The sequence below is a fragment of the Escherichia sp. WS338 genome (assembly GCF_046486405.1).
GTDB classification, from domain to species: Bacteria; Pseudomonadota; Gammaproteobacteria; order Enterobacterales; family Enterobacteriaceae; genus Escherichia; species Escherichia coli.
In genome coordinates, this window is the sequence record NZ_JBJQLL010000054.1 from 1 (window position 1) to 17,957 (window position 17,957).

14 protein-coding genes and 1 pseudogene are annotated in these 17,957 nt (G+C 50.1%); all 15 read left to right on the forward strand.

Features of this window, described 5'->3' with window-relative positions; translation table 11 throughout:
* Window positions 1–262 (forward strand): annotated as a pseudogene (gmm, locus tag ACJHWT_RS23675) (GDP-mannose mannosyl hydrolase); the annotation flags it as partial.
* A complete protein-coding gene (gene wcaI, locus ACJHWT_RS23680; RefSeq protein ID WP_410232363.1) occupies window positions 259–1,482 on the forward strand; it encodes a colanic acid biosynthesis fucosyltransferase WcaI in 1,224 nt (407 codons plus the stop codon). The pseudogene gmm and the gene wcaI, both read left to right, overlap by 4 nt.
* Before the next feature lie 2 nt (window positions 1,483–1,484).
* The gene (gene cpsB, locus ACJHWT_RS23685; RefSeq protein WP_000079263.1) at window positions 1,485–2,921 is read left to right on the forward strand and encodes a mannose-1-phosphate guanyltransferase; all 1,437 of its coding nucleotides are present in this window, start codon (window positions 1,485–1,487) and stop codon (window positions 2,919–2,921) included.
* A gap of 101 nt (window positions 2,922–3,022) precedes the next feature.
* The gene (cpsG, locus tag ACJHWT_RS23690) at window positions 3,023–4,393 is read left to right on the forward strand and encodes a colanic acid biosynthesis phosphomannomutase CpsG (protein WP_021523164.1); all 1,371 of its coding nucleotides are present in this window, start codon (window positions 3,023–3,025) and stop codon (window positions 4,391–4,393) included.
* Between the two features lie 54 nt (window positions 4,394–4,447).
* On the forward strand, window positions 4,448–5,842 hold the full coding sequence (gene wcaJ / locus ACJHWT_RS23695) for an undecaprenyl-phosphate glucose phosphotransferase (protein WP_000183119.1): 1,395 nt from the start codon (window positions 4,448–4,450) through the stop codon (window positions 5,840–5,842).
* 1 nt (window position 5,843) lies between these two features.
* The gene (gene wzxC / locus ACJHWT_RS23700) at window positions 5,844–7,322 is read left to right on the forward strand and encodes a colanic acid undecaprenyl disphosphate flippase WzxC (RefSeq protein ID WP_410232364.1); all 1,479 of its coding nucleotides are present in this window, start codon (window positions 5,844–5,846) and stop codon (window positions 7,320–7,322) included.
* Window positions 7,323–7,597: 275 nt separating this feature from the next.
* Complete coding sequence (gene wcaK, locus ACJHWT_RS23705; protein WP_410232365.1) at window positions 7,598–8,878, forward strand: colanic acid biosynthesis pyruvyl transferase WcaK; 1,281 nt, start codon at window positions 7,598–7,600, stop codon at window positions 8,876–8,878.
* Window positions 8,875–10,095, forward strand: coding sequence for a colanic acid biosynthesis glycosyltransferase WcaL (gene wcaL / locus ACJHWT_RS23710; RefSeq protein ID WP_135563101.1), 1,221 nt, complete (start codon window positions 8,875–8,877; stop codon window positions 10,093–10,095). The genes wcaK and wcaL overlap by 4 nt, the downstream gene beginning before the upstream one ends.
* Window positions 10,096–10,105: 10 nt before the next feature.
* Window positions 10,106–11,500: a colanic acid biosynthesis protein WcaM gene (gene wcaM, locus ACJHWT_RS23715; RefSeq protein WP_410232366.1), complete on the forward strand. Its 1,395-nt coding sequence runs from the start codon at window positions 10,106–10,108 to the stop codon at window positions 11,498–11,500.
* Window positions 11,501–11,657: 157 nt separating this feature from the next.
* Window positions 11,658–12,653 (forward strand): N-acetyl-alpha-D-glucosaminyl-diphospho-ditrans,octacis-undecaprenol 4-epimerase, encoded by a 996-nt coding sequence (locus ACJHWT_RS23720; protein WP_106708695.1) that lies wholly within the window; start codon window positions 11,658–11,660, stop codon window positions 12,651–12,653.
* Between the two features lie 242 nt (window positions 12,654–12,895).
* Window positions 12,896–13,789 (forward strand): UTP--glucose-1-phosphate uridylyltransferase GalF, encoded by an 894-nt coding sequence (gene galF, locus ACJHWT_RS23725; RefSeq protein ID WP_000183075.1) that lies wholly within the window; start codon window positions 12,896–12,898, stop codon window positions 13,787–13,789.
* Window positions 13,790–14,098: 309 nt separating this feature from the next.
* Window positions 14,099–15,118 (forward strand): UDP-glucose 4-epimerase GalE, encoded by a 1,020-nt coding sequence (gene galE / locus ACJHWT_RS23730; RefSeq protein WP_106708693.1) that lies wholly within the window; start codon window positions 14,099–14,101, stop codon window positions 15,116–15,118.
* Window positions 15,119–15,136: 18 nt separating this feature from the next.
* Window positions 15,137–16,153, forward strand: coding sequence for a glycosyltransferase family 4 protein (locus ACJHWT_RS23735; RefSeq protein WP_000799972.1), 1,017 nt, complete (start codon window positions 15,137–15,139; stop codon window positions 16,151–16,153).
* A gap of 26 nt (window positions 16,154–16,179) precedes the next feature.
* On the forward strand, window positions 16,180–17,301 hold the full coding sequence (gene gmd, locus ACJHWT_RS23740) for a GDP-mannose 4,6-dehydratase (protein WP_001140914.1): 1,122 nt from the start codon (window positions 16,180–16,182) through the stop codon (window positions 17,299–17,301).
* Between the two features lie 2 nt (window positions 17,302–17,303).
* The coding region (gene fcl, locus ACJHWT_RS23745) for a GDP-L-fucose synthase (protein ID WP_410232367.1) at window positions 17,304–17,957 on the forward strand (654 nt) is incomplete at its 3' end.

Consider the following 17,957-nt stretch of genomic DNA (forward strand, 5'->3'; position numbering starts at 1 on the left):
TCTGCCGATAACAGCAGGCCAGTTTTACGGTGTCTGGCAGCACTTTTATGACGACAACTTCTCCGGCACGGATTTCACCACTCACTATGTGGTGCTCGGTTTTCGCTTCAGAGTAGCGGAAGAAGAACTGTTACTGCCGGATGAGCAGCATGACGATTACCGCTGGCTGACGCCGGATGCACTGCTCGCCAGTGACAATGTTCACGCTAACAGCCGCGCCTATTTTCTCGCTGAGAAGCGTGCCGGAGTACCCGGATTATGAAAATACTGGTCTACGGCATTAACTACTCGCCGGAGTTAACCGGCATCGGCAAATACACCGGAGAGATGGTGGAATGGCTTGCGGCACAAGGTCATGAGGTGCGGGTCATTACCGCACCGCCTTACTACCCGCAGTGGCAGGTGGGCGAGAACTATTCCGCCTGGCGGTACAAACGGGAAGAGGGGGCCGCCACGGTGTGGCGCTGCCCGCTGTACGTGCCAAAACAGCCGAGCACCCTGAAACGCCTGTTGCATCTCGGCAGTTTTGCCGTCAGCAGTTTTTTTCCGTTGATGGCGCAACGTCGCTGGAAGCCGGATCGCATTATCGGCGTAGTGCCAACGCTGTTTTGCACACTGGGAATGCGCCTGCTGGCGAAACTTTCTGGTGCGCGTACCGTGCTGCATATTCAGGATTACGAAGTGGACGCCATGCTGGGGCTGGGCCTTGCCGGAAAAGGCAAAGGCGGCAAAGTGGCACAGCTGGCGACGGCGTTCGAACGTAGCGGACTGCATAACGTCGATAACGTCTCCACGATTTCGCGTTCGATGATGAATAAAGCCATCGAAAAAGGCGTGGCGGCAGAAAACGTCATCTTCTTCCCCAACTGGTCAGAAATTGCCCGTTTTCAGCATGTCGCAGACGCCGATGTTGATGCCCTTCGTAACCAGCTTGGCCTGCCGGATAACAAAAAAATCATTCTTTACTCCGGCAATATTGGTGAAAAGCAGGGGCTGGAAAACGTTATTGAAGCTGCCGATCGCCTGCGTGATGAACCGCTGATTTTTGCCATTGTCGGGCAGGGCGGCGGCAAAGCGCGGCTTGAAAAAATGGCGCAGCAGCGTGGACTGCGCAACATGCAATTTTTCCCGCTGCAATCGTATGACGCTTTACCCGCACTGCTGAAGATGGGGGATTGCCATCTGGTGGTGCAAAAACGCGGCGCGGCAGATGCCGTATTGCCGTCGAAACTGACCAATATTCTGGCGGTAGGCGGTAACGCGGTGATTACTGCTGAAGCCCACACAGAACTGGGACAGCTTTGCGAAACCTTTCCGGGCATTGCGGTTTGCGTAGAACCGGAATCGGTCGAGGCGCTGGTGGCGGGGATCCGTCAGGCGCTCCTGCTGCCCAAACACAACACGGTGGCACGTGAATATGCCGAACGCACGCTCGATAAAGAGAACGTGTTACGTCAATTTATAAATGATATTCGGGGATAATTATGGCGCAGTCGAAACTCTATCCAGTTGTGATGGCAGGTGGCTCCGGTAGCCGCTTATGGCCGCTTTCCCGCGTACTTTACCCCAAGCAGTTTTTATGCCTGAAAGGCGATCTTACCATGCTGCAAACCACCATCTGCCGCCTGAACGGCGTGGAGTGCGAAAGCCCGGTGGTGATTTGCAATGAGCAGCACCGCTTTATTGTCGCGGAACAGCTGCGTCAACTAAATAAACTCACCGAGAACATTATTCTCGAACCGGCAGGGCGTAACACTGCACCTGCCATTGCGCTGGCGGCGCTGGCGGCAAAACGTCATAGCCCGGAAAACGACCCATTAATGCTGGTGCTGGCAGCGGATCATGTGATTGCCGACGAAGACGCGTTCCGTGCCGCCGTGCGTAATGCCATGCCGTATGCCGAAGCGGGTAAGCTGGTCACCTTCGGCATTGTGCCGGATCTACCTGAAACCGGATATGGCTATATTCGTCGCGGTGAAGTGTCGGCGGGCGAGCAGGATACGGTGGCCTTTGAAGTGGCGCAGTTTGTCGAAAAACCGAATCTGGAAACCGCTCAGGCCTATGTGGCAAGCGGCGAATATTACTGGAACAGCGGTATGTTCCTGTTCCGTGCCGGACGCTATCTCGAAGAACTGAAAAAATATCGCCCGGATATTCTCGATGCCTGCGAAAAAGCGATGAGCGCCGTCGATCCGGATCTCGATTTTATTCGTGTGGATGAAGAAGCGTTTCTGGCCTGCCCGGAAGAGTCGGTGGATTACGCGGTCATGGAACGAACGGCAGATGCCGTTGTGGTGCCGATGGATGCAGGCTGGAGCGATGTCGGCTCCTGGTCCTCTTTATGGGAGATCAGCGCCCACACCGCCGAGGGCAACGTTTGCCATGGCGATGTGATTAATCACAAAACTGAAAACAGCTATGTGTATGCCGAATCTGGCCTGGTCACCACCGTCGGGGTGAAAGATTTGGTGGTAGTGCAGACCAAAGATGCGGTGCTGATTGCCGACCGTAACGCGGTACAGGATGTGAAAAAAGTGGTCGAGCAGATCAAAGCCGATGGTCGCCATGAGCATCGGGTACATCGCGAAGTGTATCGTCCGTGGGGCAAATATGACTCTATCGACGCGGGCGACCGCTATCAGGTGAAACGCATCACCGTGAAACCGGGCGAAGGCTTGTCAGTACAGATGCACCATCACCGCGCGGAACACTGGGTAGTGGTCGCGGGAACGGCAAAAGTCACTATTGACGGTGATATCAAACTGCTTGGTGAAAACGAGTCCATTTATATTCCGCTGGGGGCGACGCACTGCCTGGAAAACCCGGGGAAAATTCCGCTCGATTTAATTGAAGTGCGCTCCGGCTCTTATCTCGAAGAGGATGATGTGGTGCGCTTCGCGGATCGCTACGGACGGGTGTAGCCGTTGAATAATCACCCGGAATAAATCTCCGGCAAATAACGACAAAAACAAAATTGGCCGTTTCGGTCAGGGCCAACTATTGCCTGAAAAAGGGTAACGACATGAAAAAATTAACCTGCTTTAAAGCCTATGATATTCGCGGGAAATTAGGCGAAGAACTGAATGAAGATATTGCCTGGCGCATTGGTCGCGCTTATGGCGAATTTCTCAAACCGAAAACCATTGTGTTAGGCGGTGATGTCCGCCTCACCAGCGAAACCTTAAAACTGGCGCTGGCGAAAGGTTTACAGGATGCGGGCGTCGACGTGCTGGATATTGGAATGTCCGGCACCGAAGAGATCTATTTCGCCACGTTCCATCTCGGTGTGGATGGTGGCATCGAAGTTACCGCCAGCCATAACCCGATGGATTACAACGGCATGAAACTGGTGCGCGAAGGGGCTCGTCCGATCAGCGGGGATACCGGACTGCGCGACGTCCAGCGTTTGGCAGAAGCCAACGACTTCCCTCCCGTTGATGAAACCAAACGCGGTCGCTATCAGCAAATCAATCTGCGTGACGCTTACGTTGATCACCTGTTCGGTTATATCAATGTCAAAAACCTCACGCCGCTCAAGCTGGTGATCAACTCCGGGAACGGCGCAGCGGGTCCGGTGGTGGACGCCATTGAAGCCCGCTTTAAAGCCCTCGGCGCGCCCGTGGAATTAATCAAAGTGCACAACACGCCGGACGGCAATTTCCCCAACGGTATTCCTAACCCACTACTGCCGGAATGCCGCGACGACACCCGCAATGCGGTCATCAAACACGGCGCGGATATGGGCATTGCCTTTGATGGCGATTTTGACCGCTGCTTCCTGTTTGACGAAAAAGGGCAGTTTATTGAGGGCTACTACATTGTCGGCCTGTTGGCAGAAGCATTCCTCGAAAAAAATCCCGGCGCGAAGATCATCCATGATCCGCGTCTCTCCTGGAACACTATTGATGTGGTGACTGCTGCAGGCGGCACGCCGGTAATGTCGAAAACCGGACACGCCTTTATTAAAGAACGGATGCGCAAGGAAGACGCCATCTACGGTGGCGAAATGAGCGCCCACCATTACTTCCGTGATTTCGCTTACTGCGACAGCGGCATGATCCCATGGCTGCTGGTCGCCGAACTGGTGTGCCTGAAAGGAAAAACGCTGGGCGAACTGGTGCGCGACCGGATGGCGGCGTTTCCGGCAAGCGGTGAGATCAACAGCAAACTGGCGCAACCCGTTGAGGCGATTAACCGCGTGGAACAGCATTTTAGCCGTGAGGCGCTGGCGGTGGATCGCACCGATGGCATCAGCATGACCTTTGCCGACTGGCGCTTTAATCTGCGCTCCTCCAACACCGAACCGGTGGTGCGGTTGAATGTGGAATCACGCGGTGATGTGCCGCTGATGGAAGCGCGAACGCGAACTCTGCTGACGTTGCTGAACGAGTAATGTCGGATCTTCCCTTACCCCACTGCGGGTAAGGGGTTAAAAACAGGAACAACGATGACAAATCTAAAAAAGCGCGAGCGAGCGAAAACCAATGCATCGTTAATCTCTATGGTGCAACGCTTTTCAGATATCACCATCATGTTTGCCGGGCTATGGCTGGTTTGCGAAGTGAGCGGACTGTCATTCCTCTACATGCACCTGTTGGTGGCGTTGATTACGCTGGTGGTGTTCCAGATGCTGGGCGGCATCACCGATTTTTATCGCTCATGGCGCGGTGTTCGGGCAGCGACAGAATTTGCCCTGTTGCTACAAAACTGGACCTTAAGCGTGATTTTCAGCGCCGGACTGGTGGCGTTCAACAATGATTTCGACACGCAACTGAAAATCTGGCTGGCGTGGTATGGGCTGACCAGTATCGGACTGGTGGTTTGCCGTTCATGTATTCGTATTGGGGCGGGCTGGCTGCGTAATCATGGCTATAACAAGCGTATGGTCGCCGTAGCGGGGGATTTAGCCGCCGGACAAATGCTGATGGAGAGCTTCCGTAATCAGCCGTGGTTAGGGTTTGAAGTGGTGGGCGTTTACCACGACCCGAAACCGGGCGGCGTTTCTAACGACTGGGCGGGCAATCTGCAACAACTGGTCGAGGATGCGAAAGCGGGCAAGATTCATAACGTCTATATCGCGATGCAGATGTGCGACGGCGCGCGAGTGAAAAAACTGGTCCATCAACTGGCGGACACCACCTGTTCGGTGCTGCTGATCCCCGATGTCTTTACCTTCAACATTCTCCATTCCCGTATCGAAGAGATGAACGGCGTACCGGTGGTGCCGCTGTATGACACGCCGCTTTCCGGGGTTAACCGCCTGATAAAACGTGCAGAAGACATTGTGCTGGCAACGCTTATCCTGCTGCTGATCTCCCCGGTGCTGTGCTGCATTGCGCTGGCGGTGAAACTGAGCTCACCGGGGCCGGTTATTTTCCGCCAGACTCGCTACGGCATGGATGGCAAGCCGATCAAAGTGTGGAAGTTCCGTTCCATGAAAGTGATGGAGAACGACAAAGTGGTGACTCAGGCGACGCAGAACGATCCGCGCGTCACCAAAGTGGGGAACTTTCTGCGCCGTACCTCGCTGGATGAATTGCCGCAGTTTATCAATGTGCTGACCGGGGGGATGTCGATTGTCGGTCCACGTCCGCACGCAGTAGCGCATAACGAACAGTATCGACAGCTCATTGAAGGCTACATGCTGCGCCATAAGGTGAAACCGGGCATTACCGGCTGGGCGCAGATTAACGGCTGGCGCGGCGAAACCGACACGCTGGAGAAAATGGAAAAACGCGTCGAGTTCGACCTTGAGTACATCCGCGAATGGAGCGTCTGGTTCGATATCAAAATCGTTTTCCTGACGGTGTTCAAAGGTTTCGTTAACAAAGCGGCATATTGATATGAGCTTACGTGAAAAAACCATCAGCGGCGCGAAGTGGTCGGCGATTGCCACGGTGATCATCATCGGCCTCGGGCTGGTGCAGATGACCGTGCTGGCGCGGATTATCGACAACCACCAGTTCGGCCTGCTGACTGTGTCGCTGGTGATTATCGCGCTGGCAGATACGCTTTCTGACTTCGGTATCGCTAACTCCATTATTCAGCGAAAAGAAATCAGTCACCTTGAACTCACCACGTTGTACTGGCTGAACGTCGGGCTGGGGATCGTGGTGTGCGTGGTGGTGTTTTTGTTGAGTGATCTCATCGGCGACGTGCTGAATAACCCGGACCTGGCACCGTTGATTAAAACATTGTCGCTGGCGTTTGTGGTGATCCCCCACGGGCAACAGTTCCGCGCGTTGATGCAGAAGGAGCTGGAGTTCAACAAAATCGGCATGATCGAAACCAGCGCGGTACTGGCGGGCTTCACTTTTACGGTGGTTAGCGCCCATTTCTGGCCGCTGGCGATGACCGCGATCCTCGGTTATCTGGTCAATAGTGCGGTAAGAACGCTGCTGTTTGGCTACTTTGGTCGCAAAATTTATCGCCCCGGTCTGCATTTCTCGCTGGCGTCGGTGGCACCGAACTTACGCTTTGGTGCCTGGCTGACGGCGGACAGCATCATCAACTATCTCAATACCAACCTTTCAACGCTGGTGCTGGCGCGTATTCTCGGCGCGAGCGTGGCAGGGGGGTACAACCTGGCGTACAACGTGGCCGTTGTGCCACCGATGAAGCTGAACCCAATCATCACCCGCGTGTTGTTTCCGGCATTCGCCAAAATTCAGGACGATACCGAAAAGCTGCGTGTTAACTTCTACAAGCTGCTGTCGGTAGTGGGGATTATCAACTTTCCGGCGCTGCTCGGGCTGATGGTGGTGTCGAATAACTTTGTACCGCTGGTCTTTGGTGAGAAGTGGAACAGCATTATTCCGGTGCTGCAATTGCTGTGTGTGGTGGGGCTACTGCGCTCCGTGGGTAACCCGATTGGTTCGCTGCTGATGGCGAAAGCGCGGGTCGATATCAGCTTTAAATTCAACGTATTCAAAACATTTCTGTTTATTCCGGCGATTGTTATTGGTGGGCAGATGGCGGGCGCAATCGGCGTCACGCTCGGTTTCCTGCTGGTGCAGATTATCAACACCATTCTGAGTTACTTCGTGATGATTAAACCGGTTCTTGGTTCCAGTTATCGCCAGTACATCCTGAGTTTTTGGCTGCCGTTTTATCTCTCGTTGCCGACGCTGGTGGTCAGTTATGCGCTGGGCATTGTGCTGAAAGGGCAACTGGCGCTGGGGATGCTGCTGGCGGTGCAAATAGCCGCGGGCGTGCTGGCGTTTGTGGTGATGATTGTGCTGTCGCGCCATCCGCTGGTGGTGGAAGTGAAGCGTCAGTTTTGTCGCAGCGAAAAAATGAAAATGCTTTTACGGGCGGGGTGAGTTGCTGTTTTCGGTTCCGACAACGGTTGCCGGATGCGGCGTAAAACGCCTTATCCATCCTACGGTTCTGTGCTCGGGACCTGTAGGCCTGATAAGACGCGTCAGCGTCGCATCAGGCACTGAATGCCGGATGCGGCGTGAACGCCTTATCCGGCCTACGGTTCTGTGCTCGGGTCTTGTAGGCCTGATAAGACGCGTCAGCGTCGCATCAGGCAAAAAGCGGCAACGAACAAAACAAACGCAGCCTCACCTGGCATCAAATTTATGAGGAAAAAATGAAATTACTTATTCTGGGCAACCACACTTGCGGCAATCGTGGCGACAGCGCCATCCTGCGCGGCTTACTTGATGCCATCAACATCCTCAATCCACACGCCGAAGTGGACGTGATGAGCCGCTATCCGGTCAGTTCTTCCTGGCTGCTCAACCGCCCGGTAATGGGCGATCCGCTGTTCCTGCAAATGAAACAACACAACAGCGCGGCGGGCGTTGTCGGGCGCGTTAAAAAAGTCCTCCGTCGCCGCTACCAGCATCAGGTATTGCTCTCACGCGTCACCGACACTGGCAAGCTGCGTAATATCGCCATCGCCCAGGGATTCACCGACTTCGTGCGCCTGCTGTCAGGTTACGACGCCATTATTCAGGTCGGAGGATCGTTTTTTGTCGATCTCTACGGCGTGCCGCAGTTTGAACATGCGCTTTGCACGTTTATGGCGAAAAAGCCGCTGTTTATGATTGGTCACAGCGTCGGCCCCTTCCAGGATGAGCAATTTAACCAACTGGCGAACTACGTTTTTGATCACTGTGACGCGCTGATCCTGCGCGAATCGGTCAGCCTTGATCTGATGAAACGCAGCAATATCACCACCGCAAAAGTGGAACATGGCGTTGATACCGCGTGGCTGGTCGATCACCACACCGAAGATTTCACCGCCAGCTATGCCGTCCAACACTGGCTGGACGTTGCCGCACAACAGAAAACGGTGGCAATTACCTTGCGCGAACTGGCACCGTTCGACAAACGTCTCGGCACCACTCAACAAGCGTATGAAAAAGCCTTTGCCGGGGTGGTCAATCGCATTCTCGACGAAGGCTATCAGGTTATTGCGCTCTCCACCTGTACGGGCATCGACAGCTATAACAAAGACGACCGCATGGTGGCGCTCAATCTTCGCCAGCACATCAGCGATCCTGCCCGTTACCACGTAGTGATGGATGAACTTAACGATCTGGAAATGGGCAAAATTCTGGGGGCCTGTGAACTCACCGTCGGTACGCGCCTGCACTCCGCCATTATCTCAATGAACTTTGCCACTCCGGCGATTGCCATCAACTACGAACATAAATCCGCCGGGATTATGCAGCAGCTGGGACTGCCAGAGATGGCGATTGATATCCGTCATTTACTGGACGGCAGCCTGCAAGCGATGGTTGCGGATACCTTAGGCCAGCTTCCGGCGCTGAACGCACGACTTAGCGAAGCCGTCAGTCGTGAGCGTCAGACAGGAATGCAGATGGTGCAGTCCGTACTGGAACGCATTGGGGAGGCGAAATGAAGGTTGGCTTCTTTTTACTGAAATTTCCGCTGTCGTCGGAAACCTTCGTCCTCAACCAAATTACCGCGTTTATTGATATGGGCTTTGAGGTGGAGATTGTCGCGCTGCAAAAAGGCGACACACAAAACACCCACGCGGCATGGACGAAATACAACCTTGCCGCCAGAACCCGATGGTTACAGGACGAACCTACGGGCAAAGTGGCGAAGCTGCGCCACCGCGCCAGTCAGACCTTGCGCGGCATTCATCGTAAAAATACCTGGCAGGCGCTCAACCTCAAACGCTATGGTGCCGAGTCGCGGAACCTGATTTTGTCTGCCATTTGCGGCCAGGTCGCAACACCGTTTCGCGCCGATGTGTTCATCGCTCATTTTGGCCCGGCGGGGGTAACCGCAGCAAAACTACGCGAACTGGGTGTCATTCGCGGCAAAATTGCCACTATTTTCCACGGCATTGATATTTCCAGTCGGGAAGTGCTCAACCATTACACTCCCGAATATCAGCAACTGTTTCGCCGTGGCGACCTGATGTTACCGATAAGCGATTTGTGGGCCGGAAGGCTGCAAAAAATGGGCTGCCCCAGAGAAAAAATCGCCGTATCGCGTATGGGCGTGGACATGACGCGCTTTAGCCCGCGTCCCGTGAAAGCGCCCGCAACGCCGCTGGAAATCATTTCCGTCGCACGCTTAACCGAGAAAAAAGGCCTGCATGTGGCGATCGAAGCCTGCCGTCAGTTGAAAGAGCAGGGCGTGGCATTTCGCTATCGCATTCTCGGCATTGGCCCGTGGGAACGACGCCTGCGCACCCTCATCGAACAATATCAACTCGAAGATGTGGTAGAGATGCCGGGCTTTAAACCGAGCCACGAAGTGAAAGCGATGCTCGACGACGCGGATGTCTTCCTGTTGCCATCGGTAACGGGCGCGGATGGCGATATGGAAGGCATTCCGGTAGCGCTGATGGAAGCGATGGCGGTCGGCATTCCGGTGGTTTCTACTCTGCATAGCGGAATACCGGAACTGGTGGAGGCTGACAAATCCGGCTGGCTGGTGCCTGAGAACGATGCTCGCGCACTGGCGCAACGACTGGCGGCGTTTAGCCAACTGGACACCGACGAACTGGCTCCGGTTATCAAACGTGCGCGCGAAAAAATCGAACATGATTTTAACCAGCAGGTGATCAATCGAGAACTCGCCAGCTTGCTGCAAGCTTTATAGAGGAGAACGTATGCCATTTAAAAAACTCTCCCGACGCACCTTCCTGACGGCAAGCTCGGCGCTTGCCTTCCTCCATACCCCTTTCGCCCGTGCACTTCCCGCCCGACAAAGCGTTAACATTAACGACTACAACCCACACGACTGGATCGCCTCATTTAAACAAGCCTTCAGCGAAGGGCAAACAGTCGTCGTGCCTGCCGGATTGGTTTGTGACAATATCAACACCGGCATCTTCATTCCTGCAGGTAAAACGTTACACATCCTTGGAAGCCTGCGCGGCAACGGCAGAGGGCGATTTGTCTTACAGGACGGCAGCCAGGTGACAGGGGAGAAGGGCGGCAGTATGCATAACATCACCCTGGATGTGCGTGGTTCTGACTGCACCATCAAAGGGCTGACGATGAGCGGCTTTGGCCCGGTGACGCAGATCTATATCGGCGGCAAAAACAAACGGGTCATGCGTAACCTGACCATCGATAACCTCACTGTCAGCCACGCTAATTACGCCATCTTACGCCAGGGATTTCATAACCAGATAATCGGTGCCAACATCACCAATTGTAAGTTCAGCGACTTACAGGGCGATGCCATTGAATGGAACGTGGCGATTAACGACCGCGATATTTTGATATCCGACCACATCATCGAGCGCATCAACTGTACCAACGGCAAAATCAACTGGGGCATCGGCATAGGCCTTGCGGGGAGTACTTATGATAATAACTACCCGGAAGAACAGGCAGTGAAAAACTTTGTCGTGGCAAATATCACGGGATCGGATTGTCGGCAGTTGATCCATGTTGAAAATGGTAAACATTTTGTTATTCGTAATATCAAAGCCCGCAATATCACGCCGGATTTCAGTAAGAAAGCAGGTATTGATAACGCGACAGTCGCTATTTACGGTTGTGACAATTTCGTGATTGATAATATTGAAATGACTAATAGCGCCGGGATGTTAATCGGTTATGGGGTAATTAAAGGCAAATATCTCTCGATACCGCAAAATTTCCGAGTGAATAATATTCAACTGGATAATACCCACCTTGCTTACAAATTGCGCGGTATCCAAATCTCTGCCGGGAATGCCGTCTCCTTTGTGGCACTGACTAACATTGAGATGAAGCGTGCGTCATTGGAGTTACACAACAAGCCGCAACATCTTTTTATGCGTAATATCAAGGTGATGCAGGAATCCTCAGTTGGACCCGCATTGAGCATGAACTTCGACATGCGCAAAGACGTTCGCGGCGTCTTTATGGCGAAAAAAGAAACACTGCTGTCTCTTGCAAATGTTCATGCGGTGAATGAAAGAGGGCAAAGCTCCGTCGATATCGACAGGATTAATCACCATATTGTTAATGTGGAAAAGATTAACTTTAGATTGCCGGAACGGAGAGAGTAGATTTGCGACCATTCATAAACTTACTGGATATAATGTTCTAAAAGATTATAATCCTCACACTAACTATTAAAGCTGGGGCTGGGCAGCATTGACTACTCAGGGAAGGTACTCATCTTTATCTTGTGTTTCTTACGTAACAACCAGACTAAAGTGATTTATGAACGATAACGTTTTGCTCATAGGAGCTTCCGGATTCGTAGGAACCCGACTACTTGAAACGGCAATTGCTTACTTTAATATCAAGAACTTGGACAAACAGCAGAGCCACTTTTATCCAGAAATCACACAGATTGGCGATGTTCGCGATCAAAAGGCACTCGACCAGGCGTTAGCCGGTTTTGACACTGTTGTACTACTGGCAGCGGAACACCGCGATGACGTAAGCCCTACTTCTCTCTATTATGATGTCAATGTTCAGGGTACCCGCAATGTGCTGGCGGCCATGGAAAAAAATGGCGTTAAAAATATCATCTTTACCAGTTCCGTTGCTGTTTATGGTTTGAACAAACACAACCCTGACGAAAACCATCCGCACGATCCTTTCAACCACTACGGCAAAAGTAAGTGGCAGGCAGAGGAAGTGCTGCGTGAATGGTATAACAAAGCACCAACAGAACGTTCATTAACCATCATTCGTCCTACCGTTATCTTCGGTGAACGAAACCGCGGTAACGTCTATAACTTGCTGAAACAGATCGCTGGCGGCAAGTTTATGATGGTGGGCGCAGGGACTAACTATAAGTCCATGGCTTATGTTGGAAACATTGTTGAGTTTATCAAGTACAAACTGAAGAATGTTGCCGCAGGTTATGAGGTTTATAACTACGTTGATAAGCCAGATCTGAACATGAACCAGTTGGTTGCTGAAGTTGAACAAAGCCTGAACAAAAAGATCCCTTCTATGCACTTGCCTTACCCACTAGGAATGCTGGGTGGATATTGCTTTGATATCCTGAGCAAAATTACGGGCAAAAAATACGCTGTCAGCTCTGTGCGCGTGAAAAAATTCTGCGCAACAACACAGTTTGACGCAACGAAAGTGCATTCTTCAGGTTTTGTGGCACCGTATACGCTGTCGCAAGGTCTGGATCGAACTCTGCAGTATGAATTCGTTCATGCCAAAAAAGACGACATAACGTTTGTTTCTGAGTAATGCAGACGAGTCAGAAAAAAAAGGACCAGGTTGGACTACGATTATTCGGAAAGAGGTACTGATTAAATTATCAGTATGTGGATTTCCGAGTAATCCGAGTAACCCAGATGCTGATGGTGTGTAGTGTTATCGTAAGGTTTAATCAAAGTTATGCGGAACTAAGCTATGGTATATAGCCATACCGTTTGGCTAACCTATGGCAATAATTTACGCACTATCAGCCACTTAGAGGTAGGAAAATAATGACGAATTTAAAAGCAGTTATACCGGTAGCGGGTCTTGGGATGCATATGTTGCCTGCCACTAAGGCGATACCCAAAGAGATGCTACCGATCGTCGACAAGCCAATGATTCAGTACATTGTTGACGAGATTGTGGCTGCAGGGATCAAAGAAATCCTCCTGGTAACTCATGCGTCCAAGAACGCGGTCGAAAACCACTTCGACACCTCTTATGAATTAGAATCTCTCCTTGAACAGCGCGTGAAGCGTCAACTACTGGCGGAAGTACAATCTATCTGTCCGCCGGGCGTGACCATTATGAACGTGCGTCAGGGTGAACCTTTAGGTTTAGGCCACTCCATTTTATGTGCGCGACCTGCCATTGGTGACAATCCATTTGTCGTGGTGCTGCCAGACGTTGTGATCGACGACGCCAGCGCCGACCCGCTACGCTACAACCTTGCTGCCATGATTGCGCGCTTCAATGAAACGGGACGCAGCCAGGTGCTGGCAAAACGTATGCCGGGTGAGCTCTCTGAATACTCAGTCATTCAGACAAAAGAACCACTGGATCGTGAAGGTAAAGTCAGCCGCATTGTTGAATTCATCGAAAAGCCGGATCAGCCGCAGACGCTGGACTCAGACATCATGGCCGTTGGTCGCTATGTGCTTTCTGCCGATATTTGGCCGGAACTTGAACGTACTCAGCCTGGTGCATGGGGACGTATTCAGCTGACTGATGCCATTGCCGAGCTGGCGAAAAAACAGTCCGTTGATGCCATGCTGATGACCGGCGACAGCTACGACTGCGGTAAAAAAATGGGTTATATGCAGGCGTTTGTGAAGTATGGACTACGCAACCTGAAAGAAGGGGCGAAGTTCCGTAAAGGGATTGAGAAGCTGTTAAGCGAATAAAAATTAATCATCCATATATGGTGGATTGAATAAAAATAGAACGGCAGTGAACATTCAAAAGCAGAGATGCTTACATTATAAGAATGTTCCTGTCTTTTATTTAAAGTATTTAATAACAATAAGTTACCGCAAGTATCGCTCGGACATAGATTTTCCTTGTATCTGACTTCGTTTGGTTAGACAATTGGAAAATAGTGAAAAGTATTAAATGCTTAGTACCTATGATTCATTTTCAGTGAGTTGGTAACTGTTAAGCCAAGGGCGGTAGCGTGTGTTTTTCTCTCAATCCTCATGGTAAAGGAGGTTTATATGGTGATTTTCGTAACAGGCGGTGCAGGATATATTGGATCCCATACCATACTTGAGTTACTTAATAATGGTCATGATGTCGTTTCGATAGATAATTTTGTCAATTCCTCTATAGAATCATTAAAAAGAGTAGAGCAAATAACTAATAAGAAAATTATTTCTTATCAAGGTGATATCCGTGATAAAAATCTACTTGATGAGATTTTTTCAAGACACCATATCGATGCTGTAATTCACTTTGCATCGTTAAAATCTGTAGGTGAGTCTAAGTTAAAGCCCTTAGAGTATTATTCTAATAATATTGGTGGAACTTTAGTATTACTTGAATGCATGAAGAGATATAACATTAATAAAATGATATTTAGCTCTTCTGCTACTGTTTATGGGAATAACAGTATCCCTCCCCATACGGAAGATAGACGAATTGGTGAAACTACAAACCCATATGGGACATCGAAATTTATAATAGAAATAATTTTGAGTGATTATTGTGATAGTGATAATAATAAATCAGTAATTGCACTGCGTTACTTTAATCCAATCGGAGCACATAAGTCCGGGATGATTGGTGAAAATCCTAACGGGATTCCTAATAATCTGGTTCCTTATATATCTAAAGTTGCACAAAATCAACTTCCTGTATTAAATATTTATGGCAACGATTATCCAACTAAAGATGGTACAGGAGTAAGAGACTATATACATGTCTGTGATTTGGCTAAAGGGCATGTTAAAGCATTAGAATATATGTTTTTAAATGATGTCAATTATGAAGCTTTTAATTTAGGCACTGGTCAAGGTTATTCTGTTTTAGAGATTGTAAAAATGTTTGAGATAGTCACTAAAAAGAGTATACCTGTTGCTATTTGTAATAGACGTGAGGGGGATGTTGCGGAGTCATGGGCGTCTGCTGATTTAGCACATAAAAAGCTTTCCTGGAAAGCGGAAAAAAAATTGAAAGAAATGATCGAAGATGTATGGCGTTGGCAAACAAACAATCCAAATGGATATAAAAAATAATTTTTGGAATTTTGATATATGAAAAATGTTGGTTTTATTGTTACAAAATCAGAAATTGGTGGTGCACAAACATGGGTAAATGAAATATCTAACCTTATTAAAGAGGAATGTAATATATTTCTTATTACATCTGAAGAAGGATGGCTCACACATAAAGATGTCTTTGCCGGAGTTTTTGTCATACCAGGTATTAAAAAATATTTTGACTTCCTTACATTGTTTAAATTGAGAAAAATTTTAAAAGAAAATAACATTTCAACGTTAATAGCAAGTTCTGCTAATGCCGGAGTTTATGCCAGGTTAGTTCGATTACTAGTCGACTTTAAATGTATTTATGTTTCGCATGGATGGTCTTGTTTATATAATGGTGGTCGCCTAAAATCAATTTTTTGCATTGTGGAAAAATACCTTTCTTTATTAACTGATGTTATATGGTGTGTTTCCAAAAGTGATGAAAAAAAGGCAATTGAGAATATTGGTATAAAAGAACCAAAGATAATCACAGTATCGAATTCAGTGCCTCAGATGCCGAGATGTAATAATAAACAACTCCAGTATAAGGTTCTGTTTGTTGGTAGGTTAACACACCCTAAGCGCCCCGAGTTGTTAGCGAATGTAATATCGAAAAAGCCCCAGTATAGCCTCCATATCGTAGGAGGGGGGGAAAGGTTAGAATCATTGAAGAAACAATTCAGTGAATGTGAAAATATTCATTTTTTGGGTGAGGTCAATAATTTTTATAACTATCATGAGTATGATTTATTTTCACTGATATCCGATAGTGAAGGTTTGCCTATGTCAGGCCTTGAGGCTCACACAGCTGCAATACCACTCCTGTTAAGTGATGTGGGCGGATGTTTTGAATTAATTGAGGGTAATGGGTTACTTGTGGAAAATACTGAAGACGACATTGGATATAAATTGGATAAAATATTCGATGACTATGAAAATTATCGGGAACAGGCAATTCGTGCCTCCGGGAAATTTGTTATCGAGAACTATGCTTCAGCATATAAAAGCATTATTTTAGGTTGAGTATTTTTAAGAACAGGAAATGTAAAATGGCTAAAGTCGCTCTCATTACTGGCATAACCGGACAAGACGGTTCTTACCTGGCAGAGTTTCTGCTGGAAAAAGGTTACGAGGTGCATGGTATTAAGCGTCGTGCATCGTCATTCAACACCGAGCGCGTGGATCACATTTATCAGGATCCGCACACCTGCAACCCGAAATTCCATCTGCATTATGGCGATCTGACAGATACCTCCAACCTGACGCGCATTTTGTGTGAAGTGCAGCCGGATGAAGTGTACAACCTGGGCGCAATGAGTCACGTTGCGGTTTCTTTTGAGTCACCGGAATATACCGCTGACGTCGATGCGATGGGTACGCTGCGCCTGCTGGAGGCGATCCGCTTCCTCGGTCTGGAAAAGAAAACCCGTTTTTATCAGGCTTCCACTTCTGAACTGTACGGTCTGGTGCAGGAAATTCCGCAGAAAGAAACCACGCCGTTCTACCCACGCTCTCCGTATGCGGTCGCCAAACTGTATGCCTACTGGATCACCGTTAACTACCGCGAATCCTACGGCATGTACGCCTGTAACGGTATTCTCTTCAACCATGAATCCCCGCGCCGCGGCGAAACCTTCGTTACCCGCAAAATCACCCGCGCAATCGCAAACATCGCCCAGGGGCTGGAATCGTGCCTGTACCTCGGCAATATGGATTCCCTGCGTGACTGGGGCCATGCCAAAGACTACGTAAAAATGCAGTGGATGATGCTGCAACAGGAACAGCCGGAAGATTTCGTCATCGCGACCGGCGTTCAGTACTCCGTGCGTCAGTTCGTGGAAATGGCGGCGGAGCGAGTCGGAATCAAACTGCGTTTTGAAGGCACAGGTGTAGATGAGAAGGGGATAGTGGTTTCTGTTAATGGTGAGGATGCTCCAGCAGTTAAACCTGGAGATGTAATCGTTAAGGTTGATCCGCGCTACTTCCGTCCGGCTGAAGTTGAAACGCTGCTCGGCGACCCGACCAAAGCGCACGAAAAACTGGGCTGGAAACCGGAAATCACCCTCAGAGAGATGGTGTCTGAAATGGTGGCTAATGACCTCGAAGCGGCGAAAAAACACTCTCTGCTGAAATCTCACGGCTACGACGTGGCGATCGCGCTGGAGTCATAAGCATGAGTAAACAACGCATTTTTATCGCTGGCCATCGCGGGATGGTCGGTTCCGCCATCAGGCGACAGCTCGAACAGCGCGGTGATGTGGAACTGGTATTACGCACCCGCGACGAGCTGAACCTGCTGGACAGCCGCGCCGTGCATGATTTCTTTGCCAGCGAACGTATTGACCAGGTCTATCTGGCGGCGGCGAAAGTGGGCGGCATTGTTGCCAATAACACCTATCCGGCGGATTTCATCTACCAGAACATGATGATTGAGAGCAACATCATTCACGCCGCGCATCAGAACGACGTGAACAAACTGCTGTTTCTCGGATCGTCCTGCATCTACCCGAAACTGGCAAAACAGCCGATGGCAGAAAGCGAGCTGTTGAAGGGCACGCTGGAGCCGACTAACGAGCCTTATGCTATTGCCAAAATCGCCGGGATCAAACTGTGCGAATCTTACAATCGCCAGTACGGACGCGATTACCGCTCAGTCATGCCGACCAACCTGTACGGGCCGCATGACAACTTCCACCCGAGTAACTCCCATGTGATACCTGCATTGCTGCGTCGCTTCCACGAGGCGACGGCACAGAATGCACCGGACGTGGTGGTGTGGGGCAGCGGTACACCGATGCGCGAATTTCTGCACGTCGATGATATGGCG